The sequence below is a fragment of the Streptomyces sp. NPDC059718 genome (assembly GCF_042733315.1).
GTDB lineage: Bacteria > Actinomycetota > Actinomycetes > Streptomycetales > Streptomycetaceae > Actinacidiphila.
In genome coordinates this window covers 49,640-61,450 of sequence record NZ_JBHWGA010000055.1, presented here as the reverse complement: position 1 = coordinate 61,450, position 11,811 = coordinate 49,640, and the positions used below count along the sequence as shown (strand labels likewise).

The window sequence follows — 11,811 nt, the reverse complement described above, 5'->3', positions numbered from 1 at the left end:
AGCCTGCCCTTGCGGGCGTGCGCCCGCACTCAGCCTTCCGTGATCCGGATGATCGGTTTGCCGGGGATCCGGCGCCCCTTGTGGGTGAAGGCCGCGGGTGCCTCGGACAGGGGCAGCACATCCCCGACGATCGGCTTGAGCCGTCCGTCCCGGACACGCTGGATGAGGTCCGCGAGACGCGCCCGGTCGGCTTCGACGACGAAGAACACGGCCCGCCCGTCGTCGGGCCGGACGGAGGGTGGCTCCGCGATGGTGACGAGCGTGCCGCCGGCACGGACCAGCGCCGTCGAGCGTTCGAGGATGTCGCCGCCGAACACGTCGAGTACGAGGTCGACCTTGCCGACGTCTTCGAGCCGGTCGTTCTGCAGGTCCACGAACGCGTCCGCGCCGAGATCGAGCGCGGTGCTCCTGCCGGCGGCGCGGCCGGTGCCGATCACCCGGGCGCCCGCCTCGCGTGCGAGCTGCACGGCGATCGACCCGACCCCGCCCGTGGCACCGTGGATCAGGACGGTCTGGCCTGTGCCGAGGTGCCCGTGGTCGAAGAGGCCCTGCCACGCGGTCAGCCCGGAGATCGGCAGCGCGGCGGCCACCGTGTGGTCGACGTCCGCCGGGAGCGGAGCGAGGTTGCGGGCCTCTACGGCGACGTACTCGGCCAGTGAGCCGTTCCGGGTCCAGTCGGCCAGTCCGAACACCCGCTGGCCCACGGTCAGGCCGGTGGTTCCGTACCCCAGTTCGGCCACGACGCCCGACAGTTCGTGCCCGGGCACGGTCGGCGTCCGGTCACGGCCGGCCCGGTCGGTCCAGGTTCCCGGCCAGTCGAGCTCCCCCGGTGTGAAGCCCGCGGCGTGCACCCGCACGATGACGTCGTTCTCCGCGGCGTGCGGGTGGGGCATGTCCGTGAGCGAGAGCCCATCGGCTCCGGCGTTCCGGTCCCGGGCGGTGACGGCTTGCATGACAAGTCCTTTCTTGAAGAAATTCGCACATCGGAGTTTCGCCGACGTGAAAAGAATTGCACACTGTTCGACGCGCACGAGGATCCATGACCACACCAAGATATCCGCGCCATCGCAGAGAATTTCCCTGTGCTTTTGTCATGAAATTCCTCTGTCAGCAAAAAGCACTCAGTGACGGACCCCTTCGCTGTGAGGTCGGCGCCGGCTGCCGGTCTGCGAGGCCGCGCCTATCCGGCCGCCAAGAGGACTGTGAGCGCGTGGCCGGGCGGCGTGGAGGGCGGCACCGATGGACAGCACCCCGACGAAGCCGACGTAGAGGTAGCCCGTGGTCTCCAGTCCCCATAAGGGAGCCGCGAACCCCGCCGCGAGGGCGGGGAGACTCAGCGCCGCGGAGCTGAGCACGTAGACGGCGGAGAAGACCTCCGACCGCGACGTCGCACCCGTGACCTCGCTGATCGCGCGGAGGTTGCCGTTGAAGGTCAGGCCGACCCCCAGCCCCGCGACGACCGATCCGCCCGCGTGGACGACTGGTGACGCCAGAGCCATCGCGACCGCCAGTCCGGCCGCGCCCAGGGCCAGGAGCACCGCTCCCAGCAACGTGGCGAGCCGAGCCGTGTGCCGCACCGACCACAACCCGCCCACGCTGTTGGCCAGGAACAGCGCGGCGATGCTGAGCCCGCCCGCCGCGCCGGACCTGGGAAGACGTACGCGTCGGGACGTGATGTCAACGGGACCAGCATCCCCACCGTCCCCGCGCCGGCGGCCATGCCGAAGCTCGTGCCCACCGCCGTCATCGTCGGCCCCAGATGCGGACGCCCCGTGGGCGAGAAATCCACCAGACCGGCGGCGAGACCGCCCGTGGCCGCCCCGGTGGCGATGCCCTGCACCACCCGCGCGACCAGGAGGGACACGACGCCATCGGCCGTCCAGAAGATCGCCGTGCCGGCCGCCGCTATCAGGAGGGCGGCGGCCAGCACCGGACGGCGACCCACGTGGTCGCTCAGCGATCCGACCGTGAGCAGCGCACCGAGCAGACCCACGACGTACACCGCGAAGACCACCGTCAGCATCGTGACCGACAGCCCCCAACGCGCCCGGTACAAGGGGTAGATCGGTGAGGGTGCGCTCGCCGTGGCCATCATCACCACGTTCGCGGAGACGAGCACGGTGAAGGCAGCACCTCGTCCGAGACGAAGGCCGCCGTGAGGCCGATTCACACGTTTCATCACGTTGTCTTCTGCGGCTCTCCGATCAGCTCGGCCAGGGCGCGCCCAGGATGCGCTCGACCGTGGTCGTGCGGCGGAAGCCGGGGATGAAGTGCTCCAGCACGTCCGCGTTCACGGTCCCGTTCGTGGTCTCCGGGCGGTGCTGGAGTCCGTCGACGAAGGCCTGCAGGAACTCGTTCTTGAAGTCGCCCCGCGGATGGAGGGCGATGACCTCTTCCACCTGGGCGCGATCCAGCTCGTCCAGGTCCAGGCCGAGCACATCGGTCAGGACGCCGAGATTCGTGATGGCGATCTCCGGGCCCATCCGGTGGGGAATTCCCGGTGTCGTGTGCAGCGCGATGGCCGTCCAGACCACGTCGGCGGACGTGGCCGGGAAACCGCGTTCCAGCATGAACTTGCGCGCGTGGTCGGCTCCGTCGACCTCGAAGCGCTGCTCCACGCAGGAAAAGGGCGTCATGAGGCCGGTGTCGTGGAACATGGAGGCCAGGTAGAGCAGCTCCGGGTCGGGGTCAAGGCCGAGCCTGCGGGCATGAATGGCGCCGAAGACGAAAACACGCCGGGAGTGATGGTAGATGAGGGGGCTGGTCGTCTTCTGAATGAGTCGGGTGGCTTCGGCGACCGCGGCTGTTTCGGGAATCTCTACGCCGGCGACGATCTCGGTCATGACCTCTGCGCTTTCTGATATCGGTGTGTTATGAAGGAACGGTGCCTCCGACTTCCACACTGCCGACCACCGGGCGTTCGGCGCCACCTCAGTCCCGCCATGAGTCACCCGAATCCGGACGGGCGGAGAATGAGGGTGTGGACTCTGCCGCGCATCAGGTCGTGATCCTCGTCTACGACGGGGTCACGCTGCTGGACGTCGCCGGCCCCGCGGAGGTGTTCGCGGAAGCGAACCGGTTCGGGGCCGACTACCAGGTCGTGCTCGTGTCACCGACCGGGGACGACGTCGCCTCGTCCATCGGGGCCCGGATCGCCGTCTCCGGCGCCGCCACGGAGCTTGCCCCCCATACGTTCCTGGTGGCCGGCTCCGACCTCTACCCGCGCAACGCCGTCGCCCGTGACCTGCTCGAAGCGGCGCAGACACTGGCCGTCAAGGCCGACCGGGTCGCGTCGATCTGCACCGGGGCATTCGTCCTCGGCGCCGCCGGTCTCCTGGACGGCAAGCGTGCGACCACGCACTGGAAGGTCACGGACCAACTCGCGGCCCGGTACCGGGCCAGCCGCGTCGAGCCCGACGCGATCTACGTCCGTGACGGCACCACGTACACCTCGGCGGGCGTGACCGCCGGCATCGATCTCGCGCTGGCACTCGTCGAGGAGGACTACGGCCCTGATCTGACCCGCGACGTCGCCCGTTCCCTGGTGGTGTATCTGCAGCGTTCGGGCGGCCAGTCGCAGTTCTCGGCCCCGCTGCAAGGACCACCGCCCCGCTCTCCGGCCATCCGGAGGATCACCGACCTGGTGACGGCCGATCCCGCGGGCAATTACTCGGTCGGCGAGCTCGCCAAGCACCTCAATGTGAGCCCTCGGCATCTCACCCGGCTCTTCCGCGACGAACTCTCCACCACGCCGGCCCGGTACGTGGAGACGGTCCGGTTCGACATGGCGAAAGCCCTGCTCGACCAAGGGCACACCGCGACCCAGGTGGCTGCCCTCGCCGGATTCCCGAGCTACGAGAGCATGCGGAGGGTTTTCGTCAGGAAAATGGCGATAAGCCCCGCCGCGTATCAGCGCCGCTTCAGGACCGCGCACCGCGCCGAAACAGGGCAGCGGTGAAGCGCAGGCGGTACGTCCCAGGGGATGGCCGGCTCGATGCGTCAGAACGCATTCACAGCAGTCGGGCCCGCGGAGCCTCACATCCGGGATCTCAGCACGTCGACCTCACAGCCCGGCGCGAACGGGTCGAAGCCGTGCTCGATCAGCCAGCGAACCACCAGCAGGCTTCGCAGCGACCACCACGCGTGGATCACGTCGAGGTCGATGCCGGTGCCGTAGCCGGCGACGACGTCGTCGAGGTGCTCCTCGTGTCCGAGCGTGAAGGTGGCGAGGTCGTACAGGGCATCACCCCGGCCCGCCTCGGACCAGTCGATGATGCCCGTGACCTCGTCGCCGTCGACGAAGACGTGCGCGATCTGCAGGTCGCCGTGCGTGAACGCCGGAGTCCACGGCCGGAGGGCGGCCTCGGCGACCTGACGGTTGCGGGTGACCAGGTCAGCGGGCAGGACGCCGCTCGTCACGAGCCACTCGCACTCGTCGTCGAGTTCCGCCGTCAGCGCGACGATGCTGCGCCCGGCCCGGCCGGGCCGGGGCGGCAGCGGCGCGTCGTGCAGCTTCCGGATGGCGGCGCCCGCCGCGGCCCACGCCGCCGGTGACCCGGTCGACGGCCCGCCGAGGCGCCCGAGCGTCGTCCCCGGGAGCGCGGCGATCGCGAGCACGGGCGGCTTGCGCCACAGGACTTCCGGCGTCGGGACCGGCGCGAGGGACATCACCTCGACCTCGACGTCGATGCGCGCCTGATCGGCGTCCACCTTCAGGAACACGTCGCCGACGCGCAGGGTCGCGCGCTCGGAATGGGCAACGACGACCTCGACCTCGTCCATGGGCGACCAGTATCCCGGGGCGGATCGCCGACGTCGCCGGGTTTGTCGCGTGCGATTGCACCGACCGAAGCCGGGAGCTCGGGGGACGATCCGGGTGCCTTGCCGGGGCCGATGGAGCCGAGCCGGCGAGCAGGCCAACGCCACCCTGAAGAGTTGGCGGGCTCCTTCGCAAACTCCGTTGCAACACCACCCGCATCACCGACATCGTCAAGCCCGTCCTGGCCTTGCACCTCGCCCCGTCAGCCAAACGACGGTCCGGCCTGGGGCGTCGCCCAGGACAGCGCCGGAGGCAAACGACAGCAAGGGAGCCCACTGTGGCAGACGTCAGAGTGACCTACGACAAGACCGTGAACGCAGCGTACGTGTACCTCACCGAACCGCAGGCCCGCGTGAAGTCCGCGCGCATGTATCCCTGCGATCCGGTGGACGTCGACGGCATGATCAACCTGGACTTCGACGAGCAGGGCCGTCTCATCGGCATCGAGGTGCTGGCAGCCAGTTCAAAACTGCCCGCGTACCTGCTCCAGTCCGCGGAGCGGCTGGACACCGAAGACTTCTGAACGCCGAGCGCCGCCCTGGCGGCGACCGCAGTGCGGCGTGCGGCAGGTTGGAAAGGGCTCCACGTCGGACGGCAGGCGCGGTGCGACCGTTACACCACCAAGCGGTCGCTCCACGAGAGGGCGAGGCAAATACGGGGCACTGGGGAAGCCCTGGTTGCCTATCGCGCAACCGGGGGTTGGGGCGATCTCAAGGGAGACGGGCTAGGCGACCGGCTGACCTGCCCGGCGGACCTCAGCGACCGTCGCGCCCGGGATGCCGCAGCGAAGACGCGGTACAGCAAGGAAGTACGGCAACCACAGCAGCCGCCCTCGACCAGGGGTGATCCCACGAAACCATGAAGCGGCCTACATGGACCTCGCTGAGCGACCCGGCCAGGACCTGTTTCGGAAGCCAGGGGAAGTGTCGGTGCTGAGGGAGACGTTCGTCGTAGGGTGAGGGGCGGCCGAAGGAGGCCAACGGCCAAGGGAGCCATGCATGACGCGGTACCTGATCTCGTTCGATGACGGCGCGATGACCTTCCCCGAGGAGGACCTGCCCGAGGTGGCCGAGGCCTCGCACCAGGTGGTGCGTGAGGCTCAGGACGCCGGTGTGTGGGTCTTCGGCGGTGGACTGGAGCGGCAGCGGGCGAGCGTCGTGGCCACCGACGGGACCGTCAGCGACGGCCCGTACCCGGAGACCAAGGCGGTGCTCGGCGGGTTCTCGGTCATCGACGTGCCCTCACGTGAGGACGCGCTGAGGTGGGCTGCCAAGATCGCTGCCGCATGCCGCTGTGCGCAGGAGGTCCGGGAGATCATGCCCGACTCGGCCGTCTGATCGAAGACGACCCGCAACGGCCGGGCTCCAGCGTTGGATCGTGCTGTGCCATGGTCGTGGGGCTGTCTGCCGCTGATGGAAACTCAGGTGGCCTCGGCGCGCAGCCCGGGTAGAGTCGCGCCGTGCCCGAGCTGAAGCAGCTGGATGCTGGCCATGCCCCGGCGGTCCTCGCCTTCGAGCTGGCGAACCGCGCCTACTTCGCTGCCTCGATCTCCGACCGGGGCGACGAGTTCTACGACCAGTTCGCCGACCGGCACAGCGTCATGTTGGCCGAGCAAGAGGCTGGCGACCGCGCCTTCTATGTGCTGGTCGCCGCGGACGGCTCGGTTCTGGGCCGGTTCAACCTGTACGACTTCAAGGACGGCACTGCCGTCCTCGGCTACAGGGTCGCGCAGCACGTCGCCGGCCGTGGCGTTGCGACCGCGACCGTCAGGGAGTTGTGCCGGCTGGCGGCGGCACGGCACGGGCTGCGCACACTGCGCGCGGCCACCTCCCACGCCAATGCCGCCTCCCAGAGGGTGCTGACCAAGGCCGGGTTCGTCCCGGCCGGCCCGGCAGACCCGGCCGACCTCGGCGGTAAGCCGGGCACCTGGTATCAGCGCGACCTGGCCCTCCAGCCGTAGACCGCGGTCTCGCGGCACGCCTGCACTCCGTATCCGTGGTGCGCGTGTCCGAGGTCTACACGATCCGGCTTCTGGACGCATTGCACGGGGACGGCCCCCACGTCCGCAGCCACGACGGCAAGCAGTTGAAGGAGTCCGCATGACACAGGATGGGCAGAACAACCGCCGGTTACGGCGAATCGACGAACTTCAGGACGTCTACGACTTTCTGGACGAGGTGCGTCTTCGCCCAAGCATGTTTGTCCGTGGGGGCTCCCTGCAGCACCTCGACTCGATGCTGTACGGGTATCGCCTGGCCATGGACATCCACGGCATCGCGGAAGACTTTCCCTTCTGCACCATCGGTGCGGAACCTCCCTTCAGCCGGTGGCTTTGCCAACGCAACGGCGAGGAAAGCTCGCTGGGCTGGTCAACGTGGATCGAGCGCGAGGCCGAGGCCACCGGAACACCGGCGATCGAGCTGTTCTTCAGCCTGCTCGACCAGTTCCGGGCCCAGCACGATCAAGCGGCGCGGTAGGGCTTTCCCCACCTCGTCACGGCAGGGATGGCGTCGCTCCGCCGGCCGCCGGCGCCACGCGGGGTCAGTCTTCGGCTTCGGCCACCGGCTTCTGCCATGGCCACCGACCGGTGATCTCGAGCTCGAGAGAAAAGCTGAGGAAGGTGCGGATGCCCACGATCACGGCCAGCACTCCGACGCTTGCGTACGTCGGTGCGACGGCGACTGTGCGGATGATGTCGCCGGCTACGAGGAACTCCAGCCCCAGCAGGATCGACCGCCCGACGCGACGGCGATAGCCGCGGTACACACCCGCCTCTCGGCGACTGAGCCGGATGGCCGCGAGAACGGTCGCGTAGAGCGTTCCCACGACGATGACGGCTACACCCGCGGCGTCGACGGCTCGACCGGCCAGCTCCACGATGTGTTGGAGCTCCACAGAATCCCCTCTCGCACCGACCCGAATCCACTCGTCTATGGTCCGCAACCTCTGTTACCACCGCACTCCCCGCGCAGTGGACCGGCGACCGTCGACGGCGCGCTATTTCACGGCTGCGAGTTCCTCAGTGCATTCCATCGAGTACTTCGTCGGTCGACAGCAACGCATGGGCGAAGAAACGGTAGTTGATGATCGCCGCCTGATAGCCGTCGCCCCAGACCGGGTGCCGGGGTCCGGCTGTCGCATCCCTGACCACGGCGACCTCGAATCCCTCCTCGATGAGGTGACGCATATGGGACTCGACGCACATGTTCGCCAGCATCCCGCCAAGAATGATCCTTTGTATTCCCCGCTTGCGCAGTTGCAGCACCAAGTCGTTGGACTCCGGCCCGAACACCTTGTGCGGGCTGGCGACCACCGTTCTGCCGTCTTCGATGTAGGGCTTGAAGCGGTCCAGCCAGTCTGCCCCGGAGTTTCGGAACCCCGTCAGATCGAGCTGTCCCGTCCGTGCGAAGGTGTGGGTCTCCAGTTCGCTCGTCTCGAGCGGCCCGTTCATTCGCCATCCGTTGTCGGTCGGGTAGAAGTAATGAGGCGAGATGAATACCTCGTATCCGCCCGCCTTCGCCGCCTCGAAGATTCTCTCCATATTCTCGACGGTCCTGTTCTCTGTGACGCTCGCTCCCACCGCGTCGCAGTTCGCCCCGCTCTCGCTCAGCACGTCGTTCTGTGGGTCAATGAACACGACCGCCGTGTCGGTATTCTTGATTTCCACCTGGTGCTCCTCACGCGACAACAAACCACTGGCGTGATAAGTATCGGTACAGCGGAAGGCCTTCCGAAGCACATTCCGGTCCGGAGACGCGAGGTCCCTTCCTTCGGAGGCGCTGTCCCGGTCATTCGGCCCTCCGTTCCACTTTGCCCCATCGCGGGGCGTTCTGCATCGGTGTATTGCTGCACCTCGGCCGTCGTGCCTGCCCTCCCCGGCGAAGCGCGGGCGGCCGTGAATCCCGACATCACTTGATCAGCGGCTGGTCACATATGGCGGCCGCCGGTCACCTCGATGACCGTCCCCGTGAGGTACGACGCGAGGTCCGAGGCGAGGAAGACCGCCACCGAGGCCACCTCCGACGCCTCGCCGGCGCGTCGCATCGGGATCTCGGCCAGTTTCGCGTCCCAGATGTGGGCCGGCATCGCCTCGGTCATCGGCGAGCGGATCAGACCCGGGGCGATGGCGTTCACCCGCACGCCGTGGTGGGCCATCTCCTTGGCCGCGGCCTTGGTGAGCCCGACGATGCCGGCCTTGGCCGCCGAGTAGTTGGTCTGGCCGACGAAACCGACCTTGCCCGAGATGGAGGAGAGGTTCACGATCGCGCCGGAGCGCTGTTCTCGCATGACGGCGGCGGCCAGACGGGTGCCGTTCCAGCAGCCCTTGAGGTGTACGGCGACGACCTGCTCGAACTGCTCCTCGGTCATCGTCCGCATGGTCGCGTCACGGGTGATGCCCGCGTTGTTGACCATCACATCGAGCCTGCCGAACGTCGAGACGCACAGGTCCACCGCGCTCTGGACGTCCGCCGCGGCGGTGACGTCGCACGCCGCCGTCACGACCCGGTCGCCCGCGTCGAGGCGTTCGGCGGCACTGCGGGCGGCGTCCGCGTCGCGGTCGGCGATGACGACCCGCGCGCCTTCGCGCAGGAACGTCTCGACCGTCGAGAGCCCGATGCCCTGGGCGCCTCCGGTGACGATGGCGGCGCGGTCCCTCAGCAGACCCATCGATGTCCTCCAGGAATGGTGTGTGCGGTCGGCGTGCGCCCGTACGTGTCCGGGTCGAGCCGGCCGAGCGCGTCGGAAAGGTGGGAGTCGGAGTGGTTCACGAGTGGTGCGACGAGCAGCAGATGGGCGAGGTGGTCGACGTCGAACCGCAGTGACGCGAGGTCGGGTTCGGTCAGTTCGTGGGCGCCGGAGCGGCGGTGGGCGGCTCGCGATTCGGCGCCGTACGACGGCTGCAGGGCCTGTCCCGGGCTGGCCGTGAGCAGGGTGGTGCCGCGGCACTCCGCGTCGGCGACGAACGCCCTGTCGCGGGTCCGGGCGTACGCCAGAGCGCGCCCGAGGACGGCCGGTTCGAGGAAAGGAAGGTCCGCCGGGAGGGAGGCCACGGCGCATCGGGGGTGGATCGCCCGGGCCGTCTGCTCGCCCTGCCGGAGGGCCTCGTTGAGGCCGGGGCCGTCGGTCAGGACGGGGCGCACGCCGAGGTCGTCGACGGTGTCGAAGTCCTGGAGGCGGTCGAGCACGACGATGACCTCGCCGACGCCGGGTGCCGCCCGTGCGGCCGTCACGGTGTCGCGGAGCAGGGCGCGGGCGACGCTCCGCCGGTCCCGCGGGCCCAGTTCGAGGCGGCTCTTGGCCAGTCGGAGGTCCTTCTGGGGGATGACGACCACCCAGTCCCAGCGCCTCATCGGAGGAACCCGACGCTCAGCGGCAGGGCACGGTGCACCTCGGTGTCGAATCCGAGCGCGGCCCGCGCGCGCTCGGCGGTGACGTCGTCGTACGTGGTGGTGCGCTGCCGGGTGGTCCTGCCCGCCGCGGCCGCCAGTTCCTTGATGCCGGCGATCGTCCGCATCGACCCGTTGGTCGATCCGGCCATCCGGCTGATGGTCTCCTCCATCAGCGTGCCGCCGAGGTCGTTGGCTCCGCCGCGCAGCATGTCGACGCAACTCTCCGGAGCGAGCTTCACCCAGGAGCAGGCGATGTTGTCGATGTGGCCGTGCATGAGGAGCCGTGCCAGTGCGTGGACGGCACGGTTGTCGCGGCGCGACGGGCCCGGACGGGCGATGCCCGCCAGGTAGATGGGCGAGCTCTGGTGGACGAAGGGCAGCGGCACGAACTCGGTGAATCCGCCGGTCTCCTGCTGCAGCTGGACCAGCGTCCGCATGTGGTCGACCCAGTGGCGCGGCTCGTCGACATGGCCGTACATCATGGTCGCGGTGGTCCTGATGCCGAGTTCGTGCGCGGTCCGGGGCCGCTCACCGGCGTTCGTGAGCTGCGCGCCTTGCGGGAGGGGAGGTGATGGTGGGGTGGTACCGGATGGATGGGCACATGAGGCAGGACATCCGGCGGATGGGATGAACCGGCCTCAATGGCCTGCACGTTCGGGCTCTGATCGGCGGCCGTCGCAAGCGCGCGAGCCCGATGGAGGGCGCCCTCCTGGTCCGAGCCGACGGGGACGTCGGTACGTCGTTCCCGCCCAACGACGAACCCCCGCCCTTCCGGCTGGGAAGGACGGGGGTTCGTCATCGGGAGGTCATGTACGCGGGTCGCGCGTGCTCCACGTGCCGTGTCACGGGCCGGCGGTGTCACGCGTTCTCACGCCCGACCCCGGGCACGTCATGCGCCCGCGGCGTCCTCGGCCTCCCAGCGCAGCAGGTCGCCCGGCTGGCACTCCAGCACCTCGCAGAGCGCGGCGAGCGTCGCGAAGCGCACCGCCTTGGCGCGGCCGTTCTTGAGCACGGCAAGGTTGGCGGGCGTGATCCCGACGCGGTCCGCGAGCTCGCCCACGGACATCTTCCGCCGGGCCAGCATCACGTCGATGTCGACGGAGATCGGCATCAGATCACCTCGTCCAACTCGGCCCGCATCCGCGTCGCCTCGACGTCGCGCGCGACGGCTTGGGCGAGCAGCATCCGCAGCACGAGCACCATCAAAGCGACCCCCAGGATGGCCACGCCGACCCCGCCCATGATGACGGTGACGCCCGGGTCCTCCCGCTGGCCCGGCGCATTGATGGCCGTGACCGCGAACCACACGAGGGCAGCCGCCACAATCGCGCCGATCATGACGTCCACGTACCGGAAGGCGGCGTGGGAGAACACGGTTCCGCGTTGCACCATCCCCACCAGCCGCCATACGCAGACCAGGGCGACCTGGGCCGACACCATCCCCAGGATCGTGATCAGGCGCAGCGGGGTCAGCGGGAGCGACCCGTCCTCCGGGTCGTTGCCCGACACCAATGCCCACACCATCCCCGCCTGTACGAACACGGTGCCGGCGAACACCACCACCAGCACGGCGCGCAGCGCACGCACGGTCAGCTTTCCCAT

General features: G+C 69.0%; 15 protein-coding genes and 3 pseudogenes. 6 read left to right on the top strand and 12 right to left on the bottom strand.

The genetic code is table 11. From position 1 onward, the window contains the following. Positions 1–29: 29 nt before the first annotated feature. From ACFV3E_RS39415 to ACFV3E_RS39400, 4 genes and pseudogenes are all read right to left on the bottom strand, one after another. The gene (locus tag ACFV3E_RS39415) at positions 30–953 is read right to left on the bottom strand and encodes an NADP-dependent oxidoreductase (RefSeq protein ID WP_500540235.1); all 924 of its coding nucleotides are present in this window, start codon (positions 951–953) and stop codon (positions 30–32) included. Positions 954–1,121: 168 nt separating this feature from the next. After that, positions 1,122–1,577 (bottom strand): hypothetical protein, encoded by a 456-nt coding sequence (locus ACFV3E_RS39410; RefSeq protein ID WP_500540245.1) that lies wholly within the window; start codon positions 1,575–1,577, stop codon positions 1,122–1,124. A gap of 119 nt (positions 1,578–1,696) precedes the next feature. Beyond that, positions 1,697–2,179 (bottom strand): annotated as a pseudogene (locus tag ACFV3E_RS39405) (MFS transporter); the annotation flags it as partial. A 25-nt stretch (positions 2,180–2,204) separates the two neighbouring features. Then, positions 2,205–2,843 carry an HD domain-containing protein gene (locus ACFV3E_RS39400; RefSeq protein ID WP_500540233.1) on the bottom strand — a complete coding sequence of 213 codons (639 nt, stop codon included), beginning with the start codon at positions 2,841–2,843 and terminating at the stop codon, positions 2,205–2,207. Positions 2,844–2,980: 137 nt separating this feature from the next. Between ACFV3E_RS39400 and ACFV3E_RS39395 the strand changes: the two genes are divergently transcribed. Further along, positions 2,981–3,958, top strand: coding sequence for a GlxA family transcriptional regulator (locus tag ACFV3E_RS39395; RefSeq protein ID WP_500540231.1), 978 nt, complete (start codon positions 2,981–2,983; stop codon positions 3,956–3,958). 77 nt (positions 3,959–4,035) lie between these two features. Here the strand turns inward: ACFV3E_RS39395 and ACFV3E_RS39390 are convergent, their stop codons facing one another. Continuing rightward, positions 4,036–4,782 (bottom strand): phosphotransferase family protein, encoded by a 747-nt coding sequence (locus tag ACFV3E_RS39390; protein WP_500540229.1) that lies wholly within the window; start codon positions 4,780–4,782, stop codon positions 4,036–4,038. Positions 4,783–4,855: 73 nt separating this feature from the next. Between ACFV3E_RS39390 and ACFV3E_RS39385 the strand changes: the two are divergent. From ACFV3E_RS39385 to ACFV3E_RS39365, 5 genes and pseudogenes are all read left to right on the top strand, one after another. Next, positions 4,856–5,024: pseudogene (locus ACFV3E_RS39385) on the top strand (IS5/IS1182 family transposase); the annotation flags it as partial. 72 nt (positions 5,025–5,096) lie between these two features. Further along, positions 5,097–5,342, top strand: coding sequence for a DUF2283 domain-containing protein (locus tag ACFV3E_RS39380; protein WP_500540243.1), 246 nt, complete (start codon positions 5,097–5,099; stop codon positions 5,340–5,342). 475 nt (positions 5,343–5,817) lie between these two features. Then, complete coding sequence (locus ACFV3E_RS39375) at positions 5,818–6,156, top strand: YciI family protein (RefSeq protein ID WP_500540227.1); 339 nt, start codon at positions 5,818–5,820, stop codon at positions 6,154–6,156. Between the two features lie 122 nt (positions 6,157–6,278). Further along, positions 6,279–6,779, top strand: coding sequence for a GNAT family N-acetyltransferase (locus ACFV3E_RS39370; protein ID WP_500540225.1), 501 nt, complete (start codon positions 6,279–6,281; stop codon positions 6,777–6,779). 139 nt (positions 6,780–6,918) lie between these two features. After that, positions 6,919–7,296 carry a hypothetical protein gene (locus ACFV3E_RS39365; protein ID WP_500540223.1) on the top strand — a complete coding sequence of 126 codons (378 nt, stop codon included), beginning with the start codon at positions 6,919–6,921 and terminating at the stop codon, positions 7,294–7,296. Between the two features lie 64 nt (positions 7,297–7,360). On the opposite strand, the gene ACFV3E_RS39360 is transcribed toward ACFV3E_RS39365, so the two are convergent. The 7 genes and pseudogenes from ACFV3E_RS39360 to ACFV3E_RS39330 all read right to left on the bottom strand — a co-directional run bounded on the left by ACFV3E_RS39360 (position 7,361) and on the right by ACFV3E_RS39330 (position 11,811). Further along, positions 7,361–7,714, bottom strand: a complete 354-nt coding sequence (locus ACFV3E_RS39360) for a DUF1622 domain-containing protein (RefSeq protein WP_500371434.1) — start codon at positions 7,712–7,714, stop codon at positions 7,361–7,363. A gap of 124 nt (positions 7,715–7,838) precedes the next feature. Beyond that, positions 7,839–8,486: a cysteine hydrolase family protein gene (locus tag ACFV3E_RS39355; protein WP_500540221.1), complete on the bottom strand. Its 648-nt coding sequence runs from the start codon at positions 8,484–8,486 to the stop codon at positions 7,839–7,841. A gap of 260 nt (positions 8,487–8,746) precedes the next feature. Continuing rightward, complete coding sequence (gene fabG / locus ACFV3E_RS39350) at positions 8,747–9,487, bottom strand: 3-oxoacyl-ACP reductase FabG (RefSeq protein ID WP_500540219.1); 741 nt, start codon at positions 9,485–9,487, stop codon at positions 8,747–8,749. Then, positions 9,475–10,170 carry a 2-phospho-L-lactate guanylyltransferase gene (gene cofC, locus ACFV3E_RS39345; protein WP_500540217.1) on the bottom strand — a complete coding sequence of 232 codons (696 nt, stop codon included), beginning with the start codon at positions 10,168–10,170 and terminating at the stop codon, positions 9,475–9,477. The genes fabG and cofC overlap by 13 nt, the downstream gene beginning before the upstream one ends. Then, a pseudogene (gene fbiC, locus ACFV3E_RS39340) lies at positions 10,167–10,727 on the bottom strand (7,8-didemethyl-8-hydroxy-5-deazariboflavin synthase); the annotation flags it as partial. The pseudogene fbiC and the gene cofC, both read right to left, overlap by 4 nt. 371 nt (positions 10,728–11,098) lie before the next feature. Further along, complete coding sequence (locus ACFV3E_RS39335) at positions 11,099–11,320, bottom strand: helix-turn-helix domain-containing protein (protein ID WP_499509914.1); 222 nt, start codon at positions 11,318–11,320, stop codon at positions 11,099–11,101. Continuing rightward, entirely contained in the window at positions 11,320–11,811 is a 492-nt protein-coding gene (locus tag ACFV3E_RS39330) for a DUF2975 domain-containing protein (protein WP_500540215.1), read from the bottom strand. Before ACFV3E_RS39330 ends, ACFV3E_RS39335 begins: the two co-directional genes overlap by 1 nt.